The sequence below is a fragment of the Arcanobacterium sp. S3PF19 genome, from assembly GCF_000758825.1.
In the GTDB taxonomy this organism is placed as follows: domain Bacteria; phylum Actinomycetota; class Actinomycetes; order Actinomycetales; family Actinomycetaceae; genus Arcanobacterium_A.
Genome location: NZ_JRMX01000013.1, coordinates 63184 through 86398, shown reverse-complemented (window position 1 = coordinate 86398; position 23215 = coordinate 63184). Strand labels below are relative to the sequence as shown.

Annotated in this window: 17 protein-coding genes and 1 pseudogene; 5 read left to right on the top strand and 13 right to left on the bottom strand. The window is 52.3% G+C overall.

What is annotated here, in order from left to right:
• Positions 1-4: 4 nt before the first annotated feature.
• Positions 5-1606, bottom strand: a complete 1602-nt coding sequence (locus HMPREF1631_RS02975; RefSeq protein WP_052047005.1) for a succinic semialdehyde dehydrogenase — start codon at positions 1604-1606, stop codon at positions 5-7.
• Between the two features lie 80 nt (positions 1607-1686).
• On the opposite strand from HMPREF1631_RS02975, the gene HMPREF1631_RS02970 reads away from it, so the two are divergent.
• The gene (locus HMPREF1631_RS02970) at positions 1687-4428 is read left to right on the top strand and encodes a DEAD/DEAH box helicase (RefSeq protein WP_156956205.1); all 2742 of its coding nucleotides are present in this window, start codon (positions 1687-1689) and stop codon (positions 4426-4428) included.
• A 124-nt stretch (positions 4429-4552) separates the two neighbouring features.
• A complete protein-coding gene (locus HMPREF1631_RS02965; protein ID WP_156956204.1) occupies positions 4553-5965 on the top strand; it encodes a L,D-transpeptidase family protein in 1413 nt (470 codons plus the stop codon).
• A gap of 70 nt (positions 5966-6035) precedes the next feature.
• On the opposite strand, the gene HMPREF1631_RS02960 is transcribed toward HMPREF1631_RS02965, so the two are convergent.
• The 5 genes from HMPREF1631_RS02960 to HMPREF1631_RS02940 form a co-directional block, all read right to left on the bottom strand.
• Positions 6036-7052, bottom strand: coding sequence for an asparaginase (locus HMPREF1631_RS02960; RefSeq protein WP_034232741.1), 1017 nt, complete (start codon positions 7050-7052; stop codon positions 6036-6038).
• 2 nt (positions 7053-7054) lie between these two features.
• The gene (locus HMPREF1631_RS02955) at positions 7055-8515 is read right to left on the bottom strand and encodes an amino acid permease (protein ID WP_034232276.1); all 1461 of its coding nucleotides are present in this window, start codon (positions 8513-8515) and stop codon (positions 7055-7057) included.
• 155 nt (positions 8516-8670) lie between these two features.
• Positions 8671-9588 (bottom strand): dihydrodipicolinate synthase family protein, encoded by a 918-nt coding sequence (locus HMPREF1631_RS02950; RefSeq protein WP_232215413.1) that lies wholly within the window; start codon positions 9586-9588, stop codon positions 8671-8673.
• Between the two features lie 87 nt (positions 9589-9675).
• Positions 9676-11073, bottom strand: coding sequence for a GntP family permease (locus tag HMPREF1631_RS02945; protein WP_232215412.1), 1398 nt, complete (start codon positions 11071-11073; stop codon positions 9676-9678).
• A 173-nt stretch (positions 11074-11246) separates the two neighbouring features.
• Positions 11247-12530 carry an enolase C-terminal domain-like protein gene (locus HMPREF1631_RS02940; RefSeq protein WP_034232275.1) on the bottom strand — a complete coding sequence of 428 codons (1284 nt, stop codon included), beginning with the start codon at positions 12528-12530 and terminating at the stop codon, positions 11247-11249.
• 336 nt (positions 12531-12866) lie between these two features.
• Here HMPREF1631_RS02940 and HMPREF1631_RS02935 point away from each other — a divergent pair, with 336 nt between their 5' ends.
• Positions 12867-13625 (top strand): IclR family transcriptional regulator, encoded by a 759-nt coding sequence (locus HMPREF1631_RS02935; protein ID WP_034232272.1) that lies wholly within the window; start codon positions 12867-12869, stop codon positions 13623-13625.
• A 28-nt stretch (positions 13626-13653) separates the two neighbouring features.
• Here the strand turns inward: HMPREF1631_RS02935 and HMPREF1631_RS02930 are convergent, their stop codons facing one another.
• The 3 genes from HMPREF1631_RS02930 to HMPREF1631_RS02920 form a co-directional block, all read right to left on the bottom strand.
• A complete protein-coding gene (locus HMPREF1631_RS02930) occupies positions 13654-14817 on the bottom strand; it encodes a MalY/PatB family protein (protein ID WP_034232269.1) in 1164 nt (387 codons plus the stop codon).
• 35 nt (positions 14818-14852) lie between these two features.
• On the bottom strand, positions 14853-15452 hold the full coding sequence (locus HMPREF1631_RS02925) for a carbohydrate ABC transporter permease (protein ID WP_232215411.1): 600 nt from the start codon (positions 15450-15452) through the stop codon (positions 14853-14855).
• A gap of 262 nt (positions 15453-15714) precedes the next feature.
• Positions 15715-16593 (bottom strand): carbohydrate ABC transporter permease, encoded by an 879-nt coding sequence (locus HMPREF1631_RS02920; RefSeq protein WP_052047001.1) that lies wholly within the window; start codon positions 16591-16593, stop codon positions 15715-15717.
• A gap of 305 nt (positions 16594-16898) precedes the next feature.
• On the opposite strand from HMPREF1631_RS02920, the pseudogene HMPREF1631_RS06970 reads away from it, so the two are divergent.
• A pseudogene (locus tag HMPREF1631_RS06970) lies at positions 16899-17420 on the top strand (ROK family protein); the annotation flags it as partial.
• A gap of 94 nt (positions 17421-17514) precedes the next feature.
• Here the strand turns inward: HMPREF1631_RS06970 and HMPREF1631_RS06775 are convergent.
• The gene (locus HMPREF1631_RS06775; protein ID WP_052047000.1) at positions 17515-18699 is read right to left on the bottom strand and encodes a class I SAM-dependent methyltransferase; all 1185 of its coding nucleotides are present in this window, start codon (positions 18697-18699) and stop codon (positions 17515-17517) included.
• 326 nt (positions 18700-19025) lie between these two features.
• On the opposite strand from HMPREF1631_RS06775, the gene HMPREF1631_RS02900 reads away from it, so the two are divergent.
• Positions 19026-20423: a Na+/H+ antiporter family protein gene (locus HMPREF1631_RS02900; protein ID WP_034232260.1), complete on the top strand. Its 1398-nt coding sequence runs from the start codon at positions 19026-19028 to the stop codon at positions 20421-20423.
• 269 nt (positions 20424-20692) lie between these two features.
• Here the strand turns inward: HMPREF1631_RS02900 and HMPREF1631_RS02895 are convergent, their stop codons facing one another.
• Genes HMPREF1631_RS02895 through HMPREF1631_RS02885 form a run of 3 tightly spaced genes read right to left on the bottom strand, consistent with a single transcriptional unit; the run spans position 20693 to position 23188 of the window.
• A complete protein-coding gene (locus HMPREF1631_RS02895) occupies positions 20693-21526 on the bottom strand; it encodes a metal ABC transporter permease (protein ID WP_034232257.1) in 834 nt (277 codons plus the stop codon).
• A gap of 2 nt (positions 21527-21528) precedes the next feature.
• The gene (locus HMPREF1631_RS02890; protein ID WP_156956203.1) at positions 21529-22506 is read right to left on the bottom strand and encodes a metal ABC transporter permease; all 978 of its coding nucleotides are present in this window, start codon (positions 22504-22506) and stop codon (positions 21529-21531) included.
• On the bottom strand, positions 22475-23188 hold the full coding sequence (locus HMPREF1631_RS02885; protein WP_034232254.1) for a metal ABC transporter ATP-binding protein: 714 nt from the start codon (positions 23186-23188) through the stop codon (positions 22475-22477). Before HMPREF1631_RS02885 ends, HMPREF1631_RS02890 begins: the two co-directional genes overlap by 32 nt.
• Between the last annotated feature and the right edge of the window lie 27 nt (positions 23189-23215).

Sequence of the window (23215 nt, the reverse complement as noted above, 5' to 3'; positions counted from 1 at the left end):
CTTTTCAGATTCCAAATTTTCTTCTGATCCGCGCATATGCCGTCAGACCGGCCGCCCACATTTTTTCTCCGACATGCGGGGGAGGCGAAACGGTCATCAGTTTCTGCGCGGCCACCGTCTGGATGTCGGTGTATTTCACTATCCCTTCCCTGCCGTGGCGGTAGGAAAGACCCGAGTCCTTCATTCCTCCCAAAGGCGCATGCACGGAACCCCATGCGGCGGCATAGCCGTCGTTGATATTCACCAAACCGGTTTCCAATTTTTTCGCCAGCGCCCGGCCTGCCGCGAAATCGCCGGTCCAAATCACGCTGTTTAATCCGTATCGTACGGCATTTGCCAGCTCTACCGCCTCACTGTCGCCGCCAACGCGGTAAAGGGCAACCACGGGGCCGAAAGTTTCCTGCGCAAACAGATCCATCTCCCGCGTTACGCCGGTTAAAACGGTCGGAGGGAAGATGCGCCCGGAATTTTTCGGATCCGCAATCCCTCCGGCAAGAACGGTTGCCCCTTTGGACAGCGCGTCACGCACATGCGCATTTACCTTCCGCATCTGTTTTTCGGATATCAGCGGCCCCATATCCGTATCCCAATCCATCGACACACCGGTTTTCATCGTCTTCACGGCTGCAAGGAAAGCGGGCACAAAGGTATCCCAGATATTTTCGTGCACATAGATCCGTTCCACCGAGACGCACAGCTGCCCCGAAGAGGAAAAACAGGCTTTTACGGCGCTTTTTGCCGCGCGCGCGGCGGGTGCGTCGGCGCGCACAATCATTGCGTTTTTCCCGCCCAGCTCGGCGGAAACACCGATCAGATTTTCTCCCGCGGCTGCGGCGGCACTGCGGCCGACGGCAGTCGAACCGGTAAACATCAGATAATCCGCATTCGCGGCAAATGCCGCCCCGAGGGCACGCCCGGAACCTACTGCCACCGAAAACACGTCCCGCGGAAGACCTGCCCGCAAAAGAAGGGATTTTACGGCCAAAGCCGAATACGGAGTAAGCGAATCCGGCTTCAGCACTACCGCGTTGCCGGCCATCAGTGCCGCCACGGCATCGGAAAACGCCAGCGAAAGCGGGTAATTCCAGGGAGAGATTATTCCCACGGCCCCTTTGGCTCGATACCGCACGGTAACGGACGTCAAAAGCGGTATTGCCCCGGGAACTTTTCGCGCACGCAAAATTCTGTGTGCCCGCCGCGCATAAAACAGGCAGTTTTGAACTGCGTCGTAGTATTCCTCAAAAGCACTGCCGCGGTCTTTGCCGTTTTCCCACTGCAGAAGATCGAGAAGCGGATCGCGCAGGGCAAGCAGCAGATCCGTGAAACGCAGAATAATCCGCCGCCGTTCGCGAAAACCCAAGGCGTCCCACTTCCGCCCTGCCGCACGTGCCCGGGTAAAAAGAGCGGGAACGGCGCCGGGCTGCGTCAGCGGAAGGGAGCCGATCGGCGAGCCCGTCAGCGCGGCGTACTGCTGTCTGTATTCAGCCGCTTTTCCTCCGGCGGCGCACAGAGTCCGCGGATCGGGAATAAGAGCGGCAAGTGCCTGTCTGCCCCGCCGGTCCAATTCCGGCCATCCGCGGCCGGCGCGGTGCGTATCTTCTGCCATACACCTATTGTGGCGCAAAAAAGCGGAACCGGGAAATAACGGCCGCCCGGAGGGATATTTTATCTTTTATAATAAAGAGGATGAACAAAAGCCGAAATACGGGCGAAGACGATTTTTTGGACGTCTACGGGCAGGTCGGACAATGGCTGGAAGCCACTGCCGCCTACCGCAGCCTACGCATGCAGATTTTACGCGAAAGCCGTCTCGCGGGACGCAGACTTGCCGAAACAGCGGTCAGTCTTCCCCACTCCGAGCCGCGCTGGACGCTGCTGCCGCTGCCGGATTCGGCTTCCGTTCTGCTCACCGCCAGGGCAAGACTGCGGCAGATCACCGCACCGGATTCGCGCACGGCGGCATTTACGGAAATTCTTTGCGAAAGCGGGGCACGCGCATACAGGGACGCCGGCGTGCTGCCCGAAGTGCGCCGCAGCATCCGCAGGCAGCACGCGGAAGCCGGCACCGGCGCGGATTTTGCGCCCCCGCAGCGGGCACTGCGGCAGGGGGAAATAGCGGCCGATTTTCTCCGCAGGCTGTGCGCGCGCGGCAGACAGATCGGTTTTGACGCACAGGCGGTAGATTTTGAAAATCTGCGCCGCACGCCCCCTCCCGCGGATCCTGCCGATGCGCTGAACCCAAAATTCGCTCTCGCCGCACTGTTTTCCGCTGAGGACAGCGAAGAGGGAATCGACGCGCTGAATCTTTCCCGGCCGCAGTTTCAGGATTTTTACAAAATTATCTCCAAACTTTCCGAAATAACCCATGAACTGCAGCGTTGCCGGGAAGAATGCGTGAATGCCGCCGAGGCGCTGCGGGAACGTCTGACGCTTGACCGCCTGCGCGACATGCCGCTGAACAGGCTGAAAGACGCGGGCAGCGAACGCCTGAAACTGGGGAAAATCGCAGATCTGGGGATTAACACGGTCGGAGAGTTATATGCCCTCGGGGGAAAAATCCGCTCACTGCCCGGTATCGGCTCCGCCACCGCGGAAAATCTCAGTGCGGCACTGCATGCGCTGAAAAGGGATGTATTTACACAAACGCCCGTACGCCTGCGGCCGGAGAGTTTGGACCGCAGCGAAACGGAACTTCTGCGCGCGGTGTACAGGTGGGATACGCTTCGGGAAGCGGTCGGGCACAGATCCGCGCTCAGCTTTGCCGCAGGCATCAAACCGCGCAGTTACCAGCTCACGTTTCATGCCCGGCATTTAATCGTTATCGGACGCTCCGCCACTGCCCGCAGTTTTCTCGATCTGCTCGGAGAGTGCCGCGATCTTGCCCGGAATTATTCCCGGATTGCCGCGGACGTGCGCGAACGGAGGGAGAAAATCGGGGACGAGACCCTAAAGACGCAATTTCGCAAAAATCCCGCGCATTTTTACGCGCAGCTGGCGGAATTGGGGATTCTCACCTCGGACGCGAAGAAAATCCGCGGCGATCTTCCCCTGCAGATCGCCCAAAAAGTGCAGTCCACCGCACTGAATACCGACGCTCTGAAAGCCAACCTGCGCGGATACCAGCGTTTCGGGGCGCAGTTTATTCTGACTCAGGGAAAGGTAATCCTCGGTGACGAAATGGGACTGGGGAAAACCGTGGAAGCACTTGCCGCAGCCGCACATCTGCACGGGCGGAAAACGGCACACACACTGGTTGTCTGCCCGGCGGCAGTGGTTACGAACTGGCTGCGCGAGATCGAAGGAAAAACTTCCCTCAACGGCCTGAGTCTGCACGGAACGCGGCGGGAGGAGCAGGCGCGGCAGTGGATGGAGAAAGGCGGTGTCGCCGTCACCACCTACGAAACCCTCGGATGGTTTCTGCCCCTGTTTGAAGGGAGTTTTCTGCCGAAACATGCCTCTTTGGACTGCGCGGTAATCGACGAGGCGCATTATATTAAGAATCCCGAAACCAAACGTGCCCGCAGAACGGGATTCATCCTGAACAATGCGCGCTACGCGGCACTGCTCACCGGAACTCCGATGGAAAACAGAACCGAGGAATTTCGGACGCTGATTCGCTATATTCAGCCGGGGCTCGCACTGCGCGCTTCCACTCTTCCGCGCAGTTTCCGCGCCCAGATCGCGCCCGTTTATCTGCGCCGCAGACAGGAAGATGTGCTTGCCGAGCTGCCCGAACTGCTGGAATACGAAGAATGGCTGCCGCTGGGCGCACAGGACCGTGAAATTTACGAAGCCGCGGTGAAGGACGGTAATTTCATGGCCATGCGCCGGGCCGCGCTGTGCGATCCCGATTCGGTAAAACTCGCGCGAATCAGGCAGATCACCGAAGAAGCTGCGGCAAATGGACGGAAAGTACTGATTTATTCCTATTTTTTGCAGACGCTTTCCCTGCTGCACAGAGCTTTCCCCACCGCCGTCGGCGTGCTGAGCGGAGCGGTGGATGCGGAGAAAAGGCAGCGGATGGTGGATGATTTTACGCAAAAAGATGAAGCGCAAATTCTTCTGGCGCAGATCAATGCGGGCGGAGTCGGGCTCAATATCCAGGCGGCAGGCGTGGTGATTATCTGCGAACCCCAGCTTAAACCGACCGTGGAATGGCAGGCCGTTGCCCGCGCGCACCGCATGGGACGGGCGGAATCCGTGCAGGTATTCCGGCTTATTTCGGAAACCGGAATCGATGCCCGTATCCATCGGATGCTGCAGGAGAAAACCGCGCAATTCGGCGATTTCGCCGCACAGTCCGAAACGGCCGCGGCCGCCCGGCAGAATCTGATTGCGGCTGAACGCAGACGCATTGGCGCGGAAAAAGACGAAAAAGAAAACGTACGGGCATACGCGGAGACGAATCCCACACCCGAAGAGCAATAACGGTCACATCCGGGAACGAAAGCGGATTATTTTTCGTTCCGCCCCCAAAAGTTGGGTTAAACTGGGATAGGTGCAGGCCGGAAGCCGTCTGCCCCGAATAACAATCCTTTACCCGGAAGACAAAATGACGAAAAGAAAGAAAACCGTTGTTTGTTTATGCGCTGCCCTCGGAATTTTGGCGGCTGCCTTTGTTGCCTACGTGCTGTTTTTTGCTCTGAGCGCGCGGGCGCTTCCCGGCACAAAAATAGGAAACGTAAGCGTAACGGGCATGACGCGGGCGCAGATTTGCGCCGAACTGGAGAAATCCGCGCAGACGGAAAAGGTCACTTTCAGCGGCGAGGGAATCCGGCAGACCCAGGCAACACTTGCCGATATGGGCTACACCCTGGACGCGCGGAAAACCGCGGATCTGGCGTTTGCCTCCGGGCGGTCACCGATACGGTATCTCACCGGTCTGTTCACTTCCGACACGACTGCGCCCCTGCTGGTTGCCGACGCGGAAAAAACGCAGCGGTTTGCGGATAAAATTATTGTTTCCACGGTGAAGGACCGGGTACGCGAACCCGCAGTCTCCGCCGTAAACGGAAAATTCACGGTTACGGAGGGAAAACCGGGCCGGGGCGTCGACCCGCAGGACATTGAAGCCGGAGCCCGCAAACTTGCCGCCGCACAGAAATCACTTTCTTTCCCCCTGCAGGTCAAAGAGATAAATCCGCAGCGGCAGGCACAGGAATTCAGCCGTGCCGCGAACGAGGCGAACAGGCTTCTTTCCGCCGAGGTGCGGCTGCGCGTGGGCGAAGACACCATCTCCCCCACGAAAGAAGAAAAAATACCGTGGGTCAGCATAAACCAAAAGGACGTATCTTTTAACCGGGACAAAGTGAAGGAGTGGATTTCCGCCAAGACTTCGGAAATCAGCCACGGCAGCACAAAAGGCGTGCGCGCTGTGGACAAAGACGGCGTAGTCATACGCATCATCAAAAAAGCGGTGCCCGAGGTGCACGTAACCAACAGCGACGAAGTTGTAAAAATAATTATTGAACAGCTGGAAAAGAATAACGGCGCCACTGCGGAAGTGAAAACCAAAACCGGCGAGCTGCAGTGGGAAGACCGGATAATCGAAACATCCCCGGACGGAAAACAGCTGGCATACCAGCCGACCGCCGGCGAAAAATGGATTGACGTGAATCTGTCCACATTCAAAATGACGGCTTACGAGGGCACAACGGTAGTGCGCGGCCCAATCACCGTGGTGACGGGAACGAACAGAACACCCACCGCGGAGGGTACTTTTAAAATCTGGCATAAGACCGCGAAGCAGGATATGCGCGGAACGGGTCCAGACGGCACGCCCTATCTGACCAAAGATGTGCCGTGGAATATGTTCTTCAAGGGAAGCTACGCGATCCACGGCGCGCCGTGGTGGCACTCCTGGGGATTCCAGGCTTCCCATGGCTGCGTAAACACACCGGTTCCCCACGCAAAGTGGCTTTACGACTGGGCTCCGCAGGGCACAACCGTGGTGGTCCATCACTGATTCCGCTCCGCCTTTCACATCTCCCCAAACGGAGCGGCGTGAAAGGCGGAAGACCGGGCAAAGCACGGAGCTAAGACAGTTCCCCGCACACAGACCGCGTCATCCAACTGCGGATTTCTCTGCCGCTCAGACCCTGTGAAAGCAGAAAAACAAGTTTGGCATAGGTTGCTTCCAAGGTCATGTCGGCAGAGCCGACACAGCCGGCATTTGCCAGAACCTGCCCTGTTTCGTATGCCTTTAGGGTAACGTCGGCCGACTGGCACTGGGAGGAAACAACCACCGGGATATCTGCGGCACACAGGTCGGCGAGCACCTGCACAAAACCCGGTTCGGCCGAAGGGCAGTTTCCCACTCCGAAAGCGCGGATAATCAGGGCTTCGGGCGGAGGAGTCAGCATCTTTTGCAGCCGCTGCACACTCATTCCGGGAGCCAAATCCAAAATTATAACGTCATGACACCGGTAGGGAGCCGGTTTCCCCCACGGCAGCGGCACCGGAGAGGAGGCGGAAAGCGGCTTGGCCGTACTTTCCGCCCACCGCCACGGAACTCCCGCGGTAGCCAGCGGATACACCAAAGGAGTGTCAAAACCGTCAAAACCCATGGAGGAAATTTTTGTGCTTCTGTTTCCCGCCAGCAGACAGTTGCCGAAATAGAGGCATACACCGCGCGTGCGGGATGTGTTTGCCGCCTTCAGCGCGCCAAACACATTCTTGCCCGCATCCGATCCGGGCGCATTGTAGGGAAGCTGGGCGCCGGTGAGTATCACGGGAGTGTCGTTGCCCGCGCGCGCATAGGAAAGTGCTGCCGCCGTATAGCTCATCGTGTCGGTGCCGTGCAAAACCACATAGGCATCGGCAGGCGCGGCGGAAATGGCGTCCAGAATCCGCTGCCAATCCAAAGGCGTCGCATTGGAAGAATCAATCAACGTCGGCAGCCGGGAAAAACGAATATCCGTCCCTGCGGAAAATTCCGCGCAGAGTTCCCCAAACCAGGCGGCGAAAGCGGCGCTGTTTTCCCCGGGAACCAATCCTTGCGCAGAAGGTTCCATGCCTATGGTTCCGCCGGTATAAATCACCTGAATTCGCATTTTCACTCCTGCGCCGCAGACGGAAGGGATTCGTTTTCCCCCTCAAGCAGAGAATCCATCAGATCGGGATCGATACGGTTGCGTACCGCAAACCACCCGATCACCATTGCCACAGCCACTGCGGCAAACAGAAACAGGGTCTGCCTGCCGATGCCCCCGCCGTCAAAAGCCATGGAGACGATCACGCCGGCGAAGAAAATAATCGCCGCCAGATTTGACCAGGGAGCAAAAGGCAGACGGTATCCGGGGCGGGCGGTTCCCCCACGGCGGGATTTATACACAAAAGACCAATGGGAAACGAGAACGGAAATCCAGGTTCCGGCAATTCCGATCGCAGCAAGGTTCATCACAATTTCAAATGCCCGGGTAGGATACGCATAGTTAATCAGCACTCCGACCAGCCCCAACAGCGCGGTAATCGAGATACCGCCTACCGGAACTCTGTGTTTGTTCAGTCTGGAGGCGATTTTCGGCGCCTCTCCCGCCACGGCAAGCGAACGGAGGGTGCGCCCGGTGGCATACAGGCCGGCGTTCAGCGAAGAAAGTGCGGCGGTAAGCACCACTACCTGCATGATGTCGCCGGCGTGCGGAATTCCGATTCCGGCGAAGAACGTCACAAACGGGGATTCGTTGGCGCTGTACGCGGTCCATGGGAGAACCAGCGTCATGAGAATTACCGAGCCGACATAGAAAAAAGCGATGCGGAAAATCATGGAATTAATCGCTTTGGGGAGCACTTCCCCGGCTTCGGAAGCCTCGCCGGCAGCCACGCCCACCATTTCGGTACCGCCGAAAGCAAAAATCACACCCAAAGACAGCGTAAACATCGGCAGCACGCCCATCGGGAAAAATCCGCCGTGATTCACCAGATTATGCAGACCCGCCGTTTCGTTCCCCACAGCAGCACCGCTGAGAATCGCCCAAATCGCGATAACCATGAAAGAAAGAATTGCGAAGATTTTTATTGCCGCAAACCAGAATTCAAACTCGCCGAAAAATTTTACGCTGAACACATTGAGGGTAAACACAACCGCGAGCGCAGCCGTGGCGAGCACCCACTGGGGTACGGAATCAAAAAATGCCCAGTACCGCAGATAAAGGGCTACCGCCGTAATATCGGCCATCACCGTAACGGACCAGTCCAGAAAAAACAGCCATCCGGTAACGTAAGCCGCCTTTTCCCCAAGAAATTCGCGGGCATAAGACACAAATGCACCCGAAGACGGACGGTGTACGGTCAGCTCGCCCAATGCGCGCACCATAATCAGGGCAAAAAATCCGCACAGCGCGTATGAAACCGCCAAAGCGGGACCGCCCTGCGAAAGCCTTCCGCCGGCTCCGAGGAACAGTCCCGTACCGATGGATCCACCGATGGCAATCATCTGGATATGTCGGTTTTTCAGTGCTTTGCCGTATCCCGCATCAGACTTGTCCCGCATTACAGCCGTCTTAGTTTCGGACATTGAAACCTACTTACATCATTCCGTGAGAAGAAACTTCCCGCCATAACCGGCATGACAACAAATTACAGAACAATTGTGACACCGCATTCACTGTTTCACCAGCCGAACCGATGCACAGAATCCCATTTGCGTTCCGAAAGATGCAAAAACGTGCCTTACAGATATGGGGCAAGAACAGCCGCCACCTCTGCCTTTTCTTTCTCCGTCAGCTCAGTTGCCGGAGCACGCATGGCCGAAGAACAGGAAATGCCCCTGACACGCACGCCCTCTTTTATTCCCGAAATAAACAAATCGCCTATCTCATAAAGGGAGGCCACGCGCATAATTTCTGCCAACGCATTTTGACACACAGCATAATTCCCCTGATTATACGCTCTGTGCATCCGTACAAAAACCTCCGGAATTATATTTGTCAGACCGGAGAGGACTCCGTCGCCACCGCAAATCCTGTTTCCCAAATAATACTCATCAAACCCCGACAACACGGAAAAATCAGGACGCACCTGCTTTACCAGTGAAACAATCCTACGGGCGTGGCTCTGGCTGTCTACGGTATCCTTGATGCCCACAATATTTTTATGTTTGGCAGCAAGCTCAGCTACCAGTTCGGGAGTAAGATCCGCGCCTGTGCGTTCCGGAAAATTATAAAGCATGATCGGCAGATTGGTATGCGAACACAGGCAGCCATAAAAATCATGCGCACGCCCGGCCGAATGCCCGAAATAAAACGGCGGCAGACACACTACTCCGTCCACACCTGCCTTTTCTGCGGCAGAGGCATTATCCAGTACTTCTTTCATCCCCGCTGCGCCGATCCCGGCCAGCACTTTCACTCTTCCCGCTGTCTCTGCGGAGATATAACGGAGAAAATCTGCTTTTTCGGTAGGAGAAAAAGAAAAAAATTCTCCTATTGAACCAAAAAACAGTATTCCGTTTATTCCTGCGTCAATCAGATTATTTACGTGCTTCGTCATTGATTCGTAATCTATATTCCCCGATTGGTCAATAATTGTGACAGAAGGCGTGTAAATCCCCGAAAACATCTTTTCTTTCTGTTTCTTTTCGCTGCTCATTCCTACCTTTTCCTTTATTTCACCGCTCTGTGCGGGGCCAACGGTATGTCGGCCCCGCACTGCAATTCTTACTTGCTTTTCCGCTCACTACATCAGAACCAACCCCAGACAGTAAACCAAAACAAGACCGATGAAAGAGATGAGACAGGTCATTACTGTCCAAGTTTTAAACATTTCGGGCAACGTAAACCCAAAGTATTCTTTCACCAACCACAGCCCGGCATCGTTCACGAAAGAGAAAATAAAAGATCCGGCTCCGATAGCCAGCACAACCAGTCCGATCTGAATCTGATTATAGGCAAGAGCTTCTGCCGTAGGAGCAAGAATACCTGCTGTTGTAATTGCCGACACTGTGGAAGATCCCGTTGCGACACGCACAAACACGGCAATAACCCATGCAACCAATAAAATTGAAATATCGGTATTTCGCACAAACTCGGTAATCATATCTCCGATGCCGGTGTCAATGAGTAAATTCTTAAACCCTCCTCCGGCACCGAGAATAAACACGATGCCGGCAATAGGCCCAAGTGCTTTTCCCGCCTCGGCATTCAGTTTTTCCCAAGGGAAACGTGTCGTCGCAAAAAGTACCAGAACGGAAAATACCAACGATATAAGAAGAGCAACCTCGGGATTGCCGATGAACTGCAGTATTTGGGCACCTATTGCATCGGATTTCCTCAGTTCCGGCTTAATCATCATCACTATAGAAGTAACGAGCAGCAGAATCGCCGGCATTGCAACACAGAACAGCGACAGAATAAAAGAAGGTTTACGCCCCTCGTACTCATTTCCTATCCTGTCTGCCATGGCAAAAGTATCGGGAGCCCCTCCGGGAACAATTTTTGTGGCATATTTTGCAAACAAAGGCCCGCAGATTATTACCAACGGAATAGCCAAAAGTATTCCCATACCCATAGTCAGCCCCATTGATCCGTTGCTAAACGCCTGCAGAGCGGCAGTCGGACCGGGATGCGGGGGAACCAATGCCTGCATTGCGCACAAACCGGATAAAGCCGGCATGGCAATCATCATCAACGGCATCTTCGATTTTTTGGTAACCATAATGATTACAGGCGCCATAATAATTAAACCGACATCAAAAAATAGGGGAAGTCCGATTAACGAACCGATTAACGCCATTGTCCACGGCAGCATTTTCCGAGAAGATTTCGATACCAGTACATCTACGAGAACACCGGTAGCACCTGTAATCATAAGAACGGCACCGAGCATCGCTCCGATACCAACCAATATTCCAACAGATTTTGTCGTATCTCCAAAACCGTCCAAAAATGCCTGCACCGTGCTCATCAATCCGAATCCGGATCCGATCCCCGTAATTAATGCCGCAATCATAATCGAAACAAAAGGGTGAATTTTTACCCAGCTGACAAGCAAAATGAGAATAATTACACCAAGAACGATGCTGACAAGTAAGGCTGTTGGGTTAAGACTTACTTTTGGAGATTTGTCGGCTGCCAAAAGCGCATTAGTAAATATCGTTTGTTTGATACATAATAAGGAAGTATTCATCTCTTTGGTCCTTAACTGAGGTGATTACACATAATCCGCTGTCGCCTGCAAACCACGGTTGGAGCAGATCAATCTGCAAATATCCCAAACGCGGCGCAGGCGGCAGCAGAAATTTTAAAAGATCATCCGCGGTACAGGTATTTTTCTGCGGTAGCCTGCGTCATTTCCGCTCCGTTACCGGGAGCAAGCTGCGGCATATAATTACCGTTTTTGATAACGGTTGGATTAACGAAATGTTCATGCTGATTATCCACATATTCAATTAGTCTGTTTTCCACAGTCCCGGACAATGCAACATAATCAAACATCGCAAAATGCGCCACGGCTTCACAAAGACCAACTCCCCCGGCGTGCGGGCACACAGGTTTATTAAATTTCTTTGCCAACAGATATTCAATTATAACTTCCTGCGGACCGGCTACACGCGTTGCGTCTACCTGCATAATCGAGAATGCGTTCATCTGCAGATACTGTTTAAACATGATACGGTTCTGCAAATGCTCGCCCGTTGCAACCGGAATGGGATTAATAGCTCGCGCAATGGTGGAATGTCCGATTACATCATCCGGAGACGTAGGTTCCTCCACCCACGATAAATCAAAATCATGGAAATTATTGATCCACGAAATCGCGGTAGGCACGTCCCAAACCTGATTTGCATCCACCGCAAGACGCACATCGGAGCCAATAGCGTCTCTGGCAAGGCCGAGCCTCCTGATATCGTCTTCAATTTTTCGGCCAACTTTTAATTTAACTAATTTGAAACCTTTCTTTTCTGTCTCTTCCTTGCACAAAGAAACCATTTTTTCATCAGAATACCCAAGCCATCCCGGCGCTGTGGAGTATCCCGGATACCCGCATGCAAGAAGATTTGCTATGCGCTCTTCTTTCCCCTTTTGTCCGTCCCGAAGAAAATCAACGGCTTCTTCCGGCCGCAGGGCATCCGACAGATAGCGAAAATCAAGTGTAGCAACCAGTTCTTCGGGATCCATTTCCGCAAGCAGACGCCAAAGCGGCAGTCCTGCACGTTTTGCCTTTATGTCCCACAATGCAGATAAAAGCGCCCCGATGGCCATGTGTTCAACACCCTTTTCGGGACCAAGCCAACGAAGCTGCGAATCGTGAACCAGCAGGTCCCAGGCCAAACGCATATTGTCGAGCAGCTGCTCGACATCACGTCCGATCAGCGTGTGCGCCATCGACTTCATTGCCGCGCACACCACGTCATTGCCTCTGCCGATAGTGAAAACGAAACCGACGCCCGTAATGCCGTCATCCGCATCAGTTGAGATTTTAACGTACGCAGACGAATAATCGGGATCCGGATTCATTGCATCCGATCCCGAAAGTGTGTTGGATGTGGGAAAACGGAAATCGTAAGTATCGATCCCAACAATTCTGCTCATAAGAATACTCCTTTGTTTTCCAATTCCGAATTGTGGAAGTTCCACACTATGAACCCTAGTTCCATACGAAGAGAAATAATAGACCCCCTTATATAATTGTGACACAAGTCATATCACTGTGGCGTTACGTCTGCGGCAATATCCACAGATATCCCCTCCGTCAGGTTGACTGCAGAGAAAATCCCCCGCGAAAAACAAAATATCTAACTTGCATAACTGTCCATATCCGTCAACGGCACACAGAAAACCTTAACTTAGCAAAATCATATGTTGCGATACAGAAGCTCTGTACAATAATAATAGTTCATTAGTGTTTCAACACCCGAAAGGCTCCCGATGAACACAGCCCCTACCGCCGCGGACAAAACACTTATTGTTCTGCGTTCAGCACTGTCCCATCCGCGTTTTACAGATATTGTATCTTCCACGGGTCTGGCAAAATCAAGCGTACACCGCCTGCTTCAGACGTTAATTAGGCACGAATTTCTCACCTTAAGCACAAACGGAAACTACTATGCGGGGCCGGCCGTTCTGTCACTGGCAGGAAATGCCTTTAAACAAATTGACATTTCCGAAAAAGCGAAACCTTTCATAAGCAAATTGGCTAAAGATATCAATTGTCAGGTTCATATCGGGGCACGCAACGGAAAAGAAGCAATATACGTCACCATTCAGGAATGCGATACACCTTACCGTATACCTTCACGCATCGGAGACAAACTTCCCCTGCACAGTACCGCCATCGGAAAATGTTTCTTGGCACAGGAAGAAAATACTTTCATTGCCAAATATGTACGCGAAACCGGGCTGGCCGAGCACACGCCGCGAACCATTACCTCCTATGGCAAACTGCTCACGGAAATACAGGAAGTAAGAAATTTGGGCTGGGCCAAAGACGACGAAGAAAATGTTCCCGGAATTCGCTGCATTGCCCTGCCGATATACAATCACTTGGGTACTGTGAGCCACGCGGTTTCCATAACCACGCTTTCACTGGAAAAAAGCATGTCGGAAGTAATAGAACTGGTTCCGGTAGTGAAAGAAGTGGCAGACAATATTTCACGGCAACTCGGTTACAGGCAAACCGAACTTTGACAGGATGCACACCCTATTCCCAAAACACTCATAGACTCTCTGTGATTCGGTTTATAGCTAAATCCAATGTTTTTCGCGGAAGGCCGACACTAAGTCTAAAATACTCCGACCATTCTTTTCCATAATACTTACCAGGACTTACAGAAACTCCATTGTAGACGCCGGGAAATTCGCGATAGTTCTTCTTTTTCAGAAAATCGAAAGCCGCAATCCAAAGTAAATAGGTAGCTTCGGGAACATAGCAGGTAAAATCCGACGTTTTACCCGTAAATCTTTCCACAGTATAAGAGAGATTATCGGAAAGATACCTATTTAGCTCATTTAACCATATTCCATCACTGCTCCACGCCGCAATTGCGGCAGGTAACGCAAAATAATTTGGATTGAAAATTCCTGTTTTCTCCAAAGAAATTGCTACATTTTTATACAATTCCTTATCGTTGACAATTGCGGCGGCAGTTTCAATACCCGCAATATTAAAACTCTTTGCAGGAGATACACACGTAATTACCTTTACATTAAGATTATTTTCCGCTACTACTCCCGCAACAGGAATCCACTTCATATCAGAGCGTAAAATATCGCAGTGAATATCATCAGAAAAAAGCATAACATCATGCTTTTCTGCCAACTTGGCAATTTCCATCAGCTCATCGTAAGTCCACACTCTGCCTGTTGGATTATGGGGATTTGTCAGAACAAAAACATCAGCGTCCGCAAACGCGTCGGCAAGCTTCTTTTTATCAAAACACCACCGGCTCATACCATTATCATTACGTAGCGAAACTTTTCTTAGCTTCGCCCCGGAAGATGCTATTACGTGAATAATTGGCGCGTAGTAAGGACTAAAAGTGGCAACCTTCGCCTTTCTGAAAAGATGATTAAACACAGCCGCCGTAAGTTGTATAATCCGTGGGGCAAACAGCACTTCTTTAGAACTGAAATCCCATCTGTGCCGACGTGAAAACCAGCTCACACAAGATTCTCCAAATTCCGGAAAAATTTCCGTATAACTGTAAATTCCGCGATCAGCTGCGCTTAAAATAGCTTTTTTCACATCAGGACAGGTTTCGAATTCCATTTCGGCGACACCAAGAGAAATAATATCTTCTCCATACTTACGGGCTATACAATCCCAAGTCGCAGAATATGTGCCAAGACGGTTTACCGTCCTGTCAAAATTACTTAACATTCAATTGCCCTTTACATGATCGCACTTAAACATTTTTATCCTTTTGTAGCGCCACCTGCCAAACCGGCCACAATATAACGTTGCAAAGCAATAAAAATAATTAAAACCGGTAAAGCGATAATAGTAGCAACTGCCATCAAATCATTCCAATTGGTACCATACTGCCCAATAAGACGATTCAGAGCAACTGTCAGTGGCTGTATTTCCTGTCTTGTGGAAAGTGTCAGCGCAAAAGTAAATTCACCCCAAGCCATCAAAAAAGCAAAAGAAGAAATCATAATAATTCCGGGACGAATAGTCGGAATGATAATTTTTAATATTGTTTTCACCGGACCAAGCCCATCAAGTTTGGCAGCCTCTTCTACCTCATAAGGAAATTGCCTGAAATACGGGCGCAGCAAAATCACGGCAAAAGGCAATGTGACCGATACATCGGCAATGATAATAGAAATATATGTATTAATAAGCTCCACTTGTCTAAACATCACAAACATGGGAATGGAAATCGCAATAGCGGGAAGCAATTGCACGACGGTAAGCATTACCATCATAGACGTTGTGACCACTCCACGCATTCTGGCTACCGCATAAGACACCGGTACAGCAATTACGAGAGTCAGCACCAAAACAGACAAAGCAATTACTGCAGAATTCCATAAAGCAGTCCAAATACCATAGTTTCCCGTAAAAGCCGCTTTATATGATCCGAAATATAAATTGTGGGGAAAAATGTAGGAGGAGAATCAAACATTTCGTGACCGGTTTTAAGCGAAGTGTTAATCATCCAATACACTGGAAAAAGATAAATTACCGCGATACACCACGCGAATAGGCTTTTAATCCTGCGTCGCGTTTTATATTTATGCTGCAAAATTTTATTTTGATCAACAATAATTTTCATTTAACATCCTCCTCATTTAAACTGCGCACATAAAACCACGACAACAAAAGCGGAAGAATTAGCGTAAGAGTAGAAGCAGCTGCACCATTTCCAAAATTAAATATTTTAAATGTCTCGAGATAGGAATAAATAGGTAAAGTCGTAGTAGAATTTACCGGCCCTCCCTTAGTCATCGTATAAATTAGATCAAACACTTTATATGTATTAATCACACCCAATAAAAGCACTGATATGCTTACGGGTTTCATTAGAGGAAAAGTAATCATGGTAAATTGTTTCCACGCCGAAGCTCCATCCACAGCTGCAGCTTCATATAAAGTATCGTCAATTGTATGTAAACCGGACAGCAAAAGCAGCATATTAAACGGAATACCAATCCATAAATTTGCAACAATTACAGCTGTCATTGCTGAAAATCCAACTGTCAGCCATTTTATCGGCTCATTAATAATTCCCAGGGTCAATAGGAAATAATTAATCACACCATAATCAGAATCAAACATCCATTTAAAAATTGTTCCCGTCACCACAGGAGGCAAAATCCAACCTACAAGCAGAAGAGCACGTATAACTCCGTTGCCCGGAAATGGCTTGCGGAAAAAAATGGCTAATCCGAATCCGATCAGATACTGAAAAATCAAACATACAACCGTAAAAATAACAGAAAGCAGCAATGCTTCCCAGAAATTGAAATCATGCAATACAACTGAATAATTATGAAAACTGTTGAATTTCATATCGCCGGAAATAAGATTTCCGCCATTCGCATCCGTAATACTCAGATACAGGTTATATATCAGCGGGAAAAGAAGAAAAACAACTATATACACCAAAGCCGGAGTCGCTAACACAAGGCCAAGACGACGGGCACGCATCTCATTGGAAGAGGCCGCTTTTATCTGTCGCCTTGGTCCTGCATTTTGCCCCGTACCGTCAGATAGTACGGAATTCATCAAATATTACCTTTCATTCTCACGGAAGCAGCGGTTTAATTTTGGCAAACCGGCCTTGTGGACAACATCCAAAAAATTATCGTAACCGCCCCCAATTTAGGGTGGAAAAATATTTCACCTATGCATTTCCTTAAGCTTCTTCCCACTTTCGGCAATCTTATACTGCACAACGAGGCAAATTCAGCTGCGTATGCCCAAATTTTCGACCGCCCGGGAAAACAAAACAAAAACACTGTTTTTTATACATTTCCAGTGAAGTGGGTATTGGATCGGCGATTGTACTGAACGGCGAAATATTTGGTGGAAAACACTCCTGGGCCGGAGAGATCGGGCATATCTGTGTTGATCCAGCCGGCCCCAAATGCGGCTGCGGAGCGAACGTATGCCTTGAGCAATACGCCGGACAGGACGCCTTGTTTCGCAGAGCAGGAATGCCAATCGCATCCACGCTGGACGATTTAATTGATTCCTTCAACGCAGGCGTACCCACAGCTGTAAGCGCAATAGACAATGCTGCTACTACGCTGGGCCGAGCTATTGCCGACACACTTAATATTATTGATGTAGACCATGTAATTTTGGGTGGCAACTTTGTCAGGCTGCTTCCTTGTTTTCAACAGCTTCTTATCTCAGAAATCAAATATGGGAGGATGAGCGGGAAGTGGACAGAAACTGAGGTTATCGCCGATAAGAATAACGACAAAGCTGCCCTCCTCGGAGCATGTTTCGACAATTCGCCCATTTTATAGACACACCCGACAAATGGAATGTAAACTGACAAAAATTTGATCTTATCCGCTTTGTCGATGGCGGCACGTCGGCCTCCGTCACCGCACAGTGCCGCTATTTTCGTATTACCCGCAGTACGGTAAATTTCGGATTTCTGGCCAGCTCGCTTACCATGCCGATTTTTTCCGTCAGCGGACGGTAGCGCAGACAGCTGTTGTGCACAAAATATAAAATTCCGCCGGGCTTCAGCAGCCGCGCAGCCCCTGCCAGCAGGTTATTGACCAGTGTCGGATCCACTGCACGCCCGCGGTGAAACGGGGGATTCAGCAGTACGGTATCGGCCTCACCCGCAGGAAGACTTTGCCCGGCGTCATCCCAGCGCACTTTAAAACGCTTCTCCAAAATCGCAGACAGACAGGTCAAATGCGTGCTGCACACGGCATCGGCGGCGATATCCACGGCATGCACAAACGCTTTCGGAAATGCCGTGGTCAACGCCAAAGACGCCAGCCCGTTTCCGCATCCCAAATCGACAGCGGTAAACGAAGCGTCGGCAAAACCCCCGGTGCGCAAATCTTTGAGAGCGGTATCCACAAGCAATTTTCCGCCCGGATCCGGCTTTGCTCCCGAAAACACCCCGCCCACGGCGAAAAGCGTACATTCCCTCTCCACTGCGGGAAACCGCACTTTGTGCGCAGAGGGAGCATAAGGCGCAACGTCCTCACGCGGCAGGCGGGCGGTAAGGCACCGGAATTTTCCCTTTCCCCGCCCGGCGCGGACGGACGCAAAATATCTTCCCAGCAGCGCGCTGTGCGAACGCTCCAGATGTTTGTTGTTTGCTCCCACAACCATCACCGGTGAGGGCGCCGCAGCGTGCGCACCGAAAGAATCTGCGGCAGAGAGCGGCTGCGGGGCGCGGTAAGCCGCACACTGCGCAAAGTATCTCAGCTCTTCCAGACTTTTAGGCAGGTGCGTGAGCGCAGCCGTGATTTGCGCAGGTTTCATAACTCCGCCAAATCCGCTGCGCGCGTCGTCAAAAAAGATGTCAAGCTGAATCTCGCTTTGGTAGCCCGCCACAAATACGCGTTCGCTTACGCCGGCCTCATCGGCCATCTGAAGTGTGTCGAAAGCCTGCCGCACATCCCGGGCACCGACAAACAGACGCAAATCCGCGTTTTCCCGCAGTTCCCGCACGGCATATCCGGACAGTTCCAAATGCGGATCGGCGAAAACGGCAATATCGCCCGTCGCCGATTCTTCTTTGGCCGCCGCCAAAATCATTTCATCCAATACAGACATAATTCTTCCGTCACCCAAACACTTATCCCACGCGCCGCAGAGAATCTGACCTTGCGGGATACCATATAATTATATTCCGTTTTTCACCCGCTTCCCAAGCGGAGGAAAAGAAATCCCCTCCCGTCTTTTTGATCCTCCAAACCCGCCCCTTACAAAAAATCCGCGCCGATACCCGTCTCGAAACCTGTGCAAAACCGCCCCGCCGCCCTCCGCGCCTGTCCCTCCCTCCCCCACAAAACGCCAAAATACCCCCAATTAAAGTGAATTGGAACAATCCCCGGCGCGAAGAGTGGAAAGATGGGGGAAGTTGCATTAGTCTTACCCACATGAACGCAGTTTTGGTTGCAGTTATTGTAATGCTTGTGCTCGCCGTGGCCCGGGTACACGTAGTTATGGCTCTGTTCATCGGAGCTCTTGTCGGAGGCCTTACGGGCGGTCTGGGATTTGACGGGACTATGCTCGCCTTTCAGGAAGGCCTGACGGGAGGCGCAAAAATTGCCCTCAGTTACGCTTTGCTCGGCGCTTTTGCGATGGCGGTGGCAAATTCGGGTCTTCCCCAACTGCTCGCCAACACTCTTGTGGCGAGAATGGAGAAAGAAAACGGAGATTCCGATTCCAAAGGCAGGCATTCCCTGGTCACAGCGGTGACAAAATGGGGAATGCTTTTTTGCATCCTGCTGATGGCCGTCGCCAGCCAGAATCTGATTCCCGTGCATATTGCGTTCATTCCGCTGCTTATTCCGCCGCTGCTGACGGTCTTCAACCGGCTGAATATCGACAGGCGCATGGTAACCTGTATTATCACTTTCGGTCTCGTAACCACCTATATGTATCTGCCGATTGGCTTCGGATCGGTATTCCTGCATGACATTCTGCTTGCAAACATTCAGAAGGCAGGACTGGACGTAAGCGGCGTAAACGTTATGAAAGCGATGGGGATTCCCGCCCTGGGAATGCTTGCCGGGCTGCTCATCGCCATCTTTTTCTCTTACCGCAGACCGCGCAGATACGGCGCGCGCCCAATTGCCGAAAGCACTCCGGGAGACACCGCAACTGCGGAAAACGCCTCCGTGGCAGGTCCCATCTCCCGCTACAGAATCATTATTGCGCTGGTGGCAATTGTGGCCACTTTTGCAATTCAGCTGGTAATGCAGTCTCTCGGATTCAAAGCGGACGGTCTGCTCGTAGCTTCTTTGGTGGGCCTGTCCATATTTATGCTCACCGGCGCAATTCGGTGGAGAAAGGCGGACGACGTCTTCACCCAGGGGATGAAGATGATGTCTCTGATCGGCTTCATTATGATCACCGCTCAGGGCTTTGCCTCCGTGATGAACGCAACCGGCAGCGTGAAACCGCTTGTGCAGGCAGCTGCGCATATGTTTGCGGGAAACAAGGCCGCTGCGGCATTTGCCATGCTGCTGGTGGGACTGATTGTGACCATGGGAATCGGGTCTTCGTTCTCAACACTGCCCATTATCACCACTATTTATGTGCCTCTGTGTATGTCTCTCGGTTTTTCTACCCTTGCGACCGTGTCCATCATCGGCACGGCGGGCGCATTGGGCGACGCGGGCTCTCCTGCCTCCGATTCCACTCTGGGACCGACGGCAGGTCTGAATGCCGATGGGCAGCATGACCACATCAAAGACTCCGTGATCCCGACTTTCCTGCACTTCAACATCCCGTTGCTGCTGGCAGGATGGGTTGCCGCCCTCGTACTGTAAATCTGCCTGTGCCCCGCGGCCGTAAAACGCCGCCCGCTTCCCCTTTTCCCTTCGGGAAAAGAAACCGCGCATAAACTTCGCAGCGCACAGGCAATGCAAAACACGCACGCAAAAGGTTCGGAGCACGTCTTGATTTACGCGCTCCGAACCTTTTGCGCTGCCCGGCCGGTTATATAAAAGCGAAATTGGGCGTATGCGGAAATTAAATTCCGGGCATAAAAACGGCGGGCACATCCGCCCGCCGTTTAGCTTACCTTCCGCTGTTTAGCTTACCTTTTGCGCCCGAGGAACAGTGCCGCGAAATAAAACACGCCGGCGCACACCGCCACCGTGCCGCCCGGAGAAAGATTGAAAGAAACCGCCGCCGCCAAACCGACAAGACCGATCAGCACACCGACGATCGGCGCGGCAACGAAGAACGATCCCACGGAACCGACAAAAGACTTCATACATGCGGCCGGCGCGGCAAGCAGCGCAATCGAAAGGATAGTTCCCACAGCGGGAATCATAACCACAATCGTGGCCACAACCATCGTCAGAATCAGCATTTCGGCAAACGCGCAGCTCTGCCCCGAAGCGGCAAATCCGTCTTCGTCAAAACTGTAGAAAATCAGCTTCTTTCCGAAAGCGAGAAGCACCGCCAGAACAAACACCAGCACCACGAGCGCGGCTGCAACATCTGCCAGATTTACGTGCATCAGCGATCCGGTTAAAAAGCTTTCGATATTCAGCGGCAGCGGACTGCACCACTTATTCAGGAAGTAACCCAGGGCAAAACCGAAAGTGAGCACGATTCCGGCCGATGCCTGCGAGGACAGCTCGGGAATTTTCGCCAGCCAGTGCATTATTACCGTCAGCAGAATACACATTACCGCAGCGCCGACAAACAGCCAGAAAGACAGTACCGCCTGGTCTTTGCTTCCCGCTTTGCTGAGTATCATCGCGGCTATCACAACACCGACCACGGCACCCGGGAAAGTGGCATGGCTTATCGATTCGGCGAAGAAGATACGCGAGCGCAGCAGAGCCAAAACGCCCACAATACCGCTCAAAATACCGATCACTGCAATTTCGGCGATTGGGTAAATCAGGATATTGAGCATGCTCACGCCACCTTTTCGGAAACCGGGGAAGATATCTGCGGCCGTTTCTTCGCAACTGCTTCTTGGATTCTTGCGCACAGACGCTTAATGATCAGCGCCACGAAGAAGATTCCGACCACGCTCAGCGCCACTGCGCCCTGCGGGGAAATGGGATGCGAGCTCTGCACGTTCATCAACACCATGCCTATATATCCGCCAACGACTCCCATGCCCACGGCAATCAGGCACATTCCGCGCACGCTGCGCGCAAGGATTTTGCCGGTGGCTCCGGGCACGATCAGGTATCCGATTACCAGCAGAGTGCCCACTGCCGAAGAACCGGCAATCACTACCGCAGTAATTGCCACATTTGCGACCAAATCAATCAAAAGCATATTTACACCCGCGGCTTTTGCGCCGTCCCGGTCGAAAGCCACGAAGACCTGCCGCCGCCAGGTCAGGGCAAGCAGCACCACTGCCACTATGCAGGCCAGAACGGACTGTGCCATCCGCGAGTCGGTCACTTCCAGCAGCCGCCCAAACATCAGGGCTTCCAGCTGACCGGACATATCGCCCTTTTTCAAAGACAGCACCACGCCCACGGAGAAGAACGAGGTCAGAATGACGGCAGTACCGGCTTCCGAGCCCGCATGGCCGGCAGCGCGCGCACTGGCCGCCGTTTTCCGCCAGCTGTTCCAGGTCAGGGCAGCGGTCACGCACACGCCCACAACCACGGCACCGGCATTAATCGCCTCAATCCCCCAAAAAACGGCACCGGCCACGATGCCCGGGAAAATCGCGTGCACTGTCGTCTCGGCATTAAATTCAAGCTGATGCAGGTTTACGATCACGCTTACGAGACCGCCGGCCACACCCAGCACCACAAGCAGCACAAATGGGCGGAAAAGGAAAATTTCGGAGCTGAGGGTCTGAAAACCGAACACTCCGGAAAGCAGAATCCGTAAATGCTCAACTAGCTCGGTTAACACTTGTATCTCCATACACGAAGGCCACTGTATCGTCATCCAGCACATCCGTCACGGGCCCGCAGGCTATCTGCCGCCCGGCAAGCAGCACTGCCGTATCGCAGGTTTCGCGCGCCAAAGACAGATCATGTGTGGAAGCGACAACGGCAACACCGTCTTTTTTCATTTCCGCAATAATTTCAAGCAGTTTTTGACGATTCGGTTCGTCCAGGCCGTTGAACGGCTCGTCAAGCAGGACCAGCTGGGGGTCGGCAACCAGCGCTCTGGCAAGCAGAATGCGCTGCCGCTGCCCTCCGGAGAGAGTACCGAAGCGTTTGGACGCCCGCTCGTTCATACTTACACGCTCAAGGGCGTCCTCCACCCTTTTGCGCTGCGAACGGCTTATGCGCCCAAACGGCTTCAGCTCTCTGTAAACTCCCATCTCCACAACTTTTTTCGCGCTGATGGGAAAGGTGAGGTCAAGATTTGCAGACTGCGGCACATATCCGATACTGGAGGCGACTAGCTCCATTGTGCCCCCAAGCAGTTCCGTGGCTTTCAGCATTCCCCGCAACAGCGTAGTTTTGCCCGAACCGTTCGGTCCGATCAGTGCTATTGCCTCGCCCGGGTGAATCGTAAAATCTACGCCGGTGAGAACCGATTTACCCTGGTAGCCGAAATCCGCTTTTTCAAACCGCGCTACGAACTGTTCCCGCATCTTCTCGTCCTGACCTCACAAAACCAT

What these genes read in the sequence shown, in the direction of transcription:
- HMPREF1631_RS02975 (WP_052047005.1), bottom strand. Translation starts at nt 1,606, where the DNA reads ATGGCAGAAGATACGCACCGCGCCGGCCGCGGATGGCCGGAATTGGAC.
- HMPREF1631_RS02970 (WP_156956205.1), top strand. Translation starts at nt 1,687, where the DNA reads ATGAACAAAAGCCGAAATACGGGCGAAGACGATTTTTTGGACGTCTAC.
- HMPREF1631_RS02965 (WP_156956204.1), top strand. Translation starts at nt 4,553, where the DNA reads ATGACGAAAAGAAAGAAAACCGTTGTTTGTTTATGCGCTGCCCTCGGA.
- HMPREF1631_RS02960 (WP_034232741.1), bottom strand. Translation starts at nt 7,052, where the DNA reads ATGCGAATTCAGGTGATTTATACCGGCGGAACCATAGGCATGGAACCT.
- HMPREF1631_RS02955 (WP_034232276.1), bottom strand. Translation starts at nt 8,515, where the DNA reads ATGTCCGAAACTAAGACGGCTGTAATGCGGGACAAGTCTGATGCGGGA.
- HMPREF1631_RS02950 (WP_232215413.1), bottom strand. Translation starts at nt 9,588, where the DNA reads ATGAGCAGCGAAAAGAAACAGAAAGAAAAGATGTTTTCGGGGATTTAC.
- HMPREF1631_RS02940 (WP_034232275.1), bottom strand. Translation starts at nt 12,530, where the DNA reads ATGAGCAGAATTGTTGGGATCGATACTTACGATTTCCGTTTTCCCACA.
- HMPREF1631_RS02935 (WP_034232272.1), top strand. Translation starts at nt 12,867, where the DNA reads ATGAACACAGCCCCTACCGCCGCGGACAAAACACTTATTGTTCTGCGT.
- HMPREF1631_RS02930 (WP_034232269.1), bottom strand. Translation starts at nt 14,817, where the DNA reads ATGTTAAGTAATTTTGACAGGACGGTAAACCGTCTTGGCACATATTCT.
- HMPREF1631_RS02920 (WP_052047001.1), bottom strand. Translation starts at nt 16,593, where the DNA reads ATGCGTGCCCGTCGTCTTGGCCTTGTGTTAGCGACTCCGGCTTTGGTG.
- HMPREF1631_RS06775 (WP_052047000.1), bottom strand. Translation starts at nt 18,699, where the DNA reads ATGTCTGTATTGGATGAAATGATTTTGGCGGCGGCCAAAGAAGAATCG.
- HMPREF1631_RS02900 (WP_034232260.1), top strand. Translation starts at nt 19,026, where the DNA reads ATGAACGCAGTTTTGGTTGCAGTTATTGTAATGCTTGTGCTCGCCGTG.
- HMPREF1631_RS02895 (WP_034232257.1), bottom strand. Translation starts at nt 21,526, where the DNA reads ATGCTCAATATCCTGATTTACCCAATCGCCGAAATTGCAGTGATCGGT.
- HMPREF1631_RS02890 (WP_156956203.1), bottom strand. Translation starts at nt 22,506, where the DNA reads ATGGAGATACAAGTGTTAACCGAGCTAGTTGAGCATTTACGGATTCTG.
- HMPREF1631_RS02885 (WP_034232254.1), bottom strand. Translation starts at nt 23,188, where the DNA reads ATGCGGGAACAGTTCGTAGCGCGGTTTGAAAAAGCGGATTTCGGCTAC.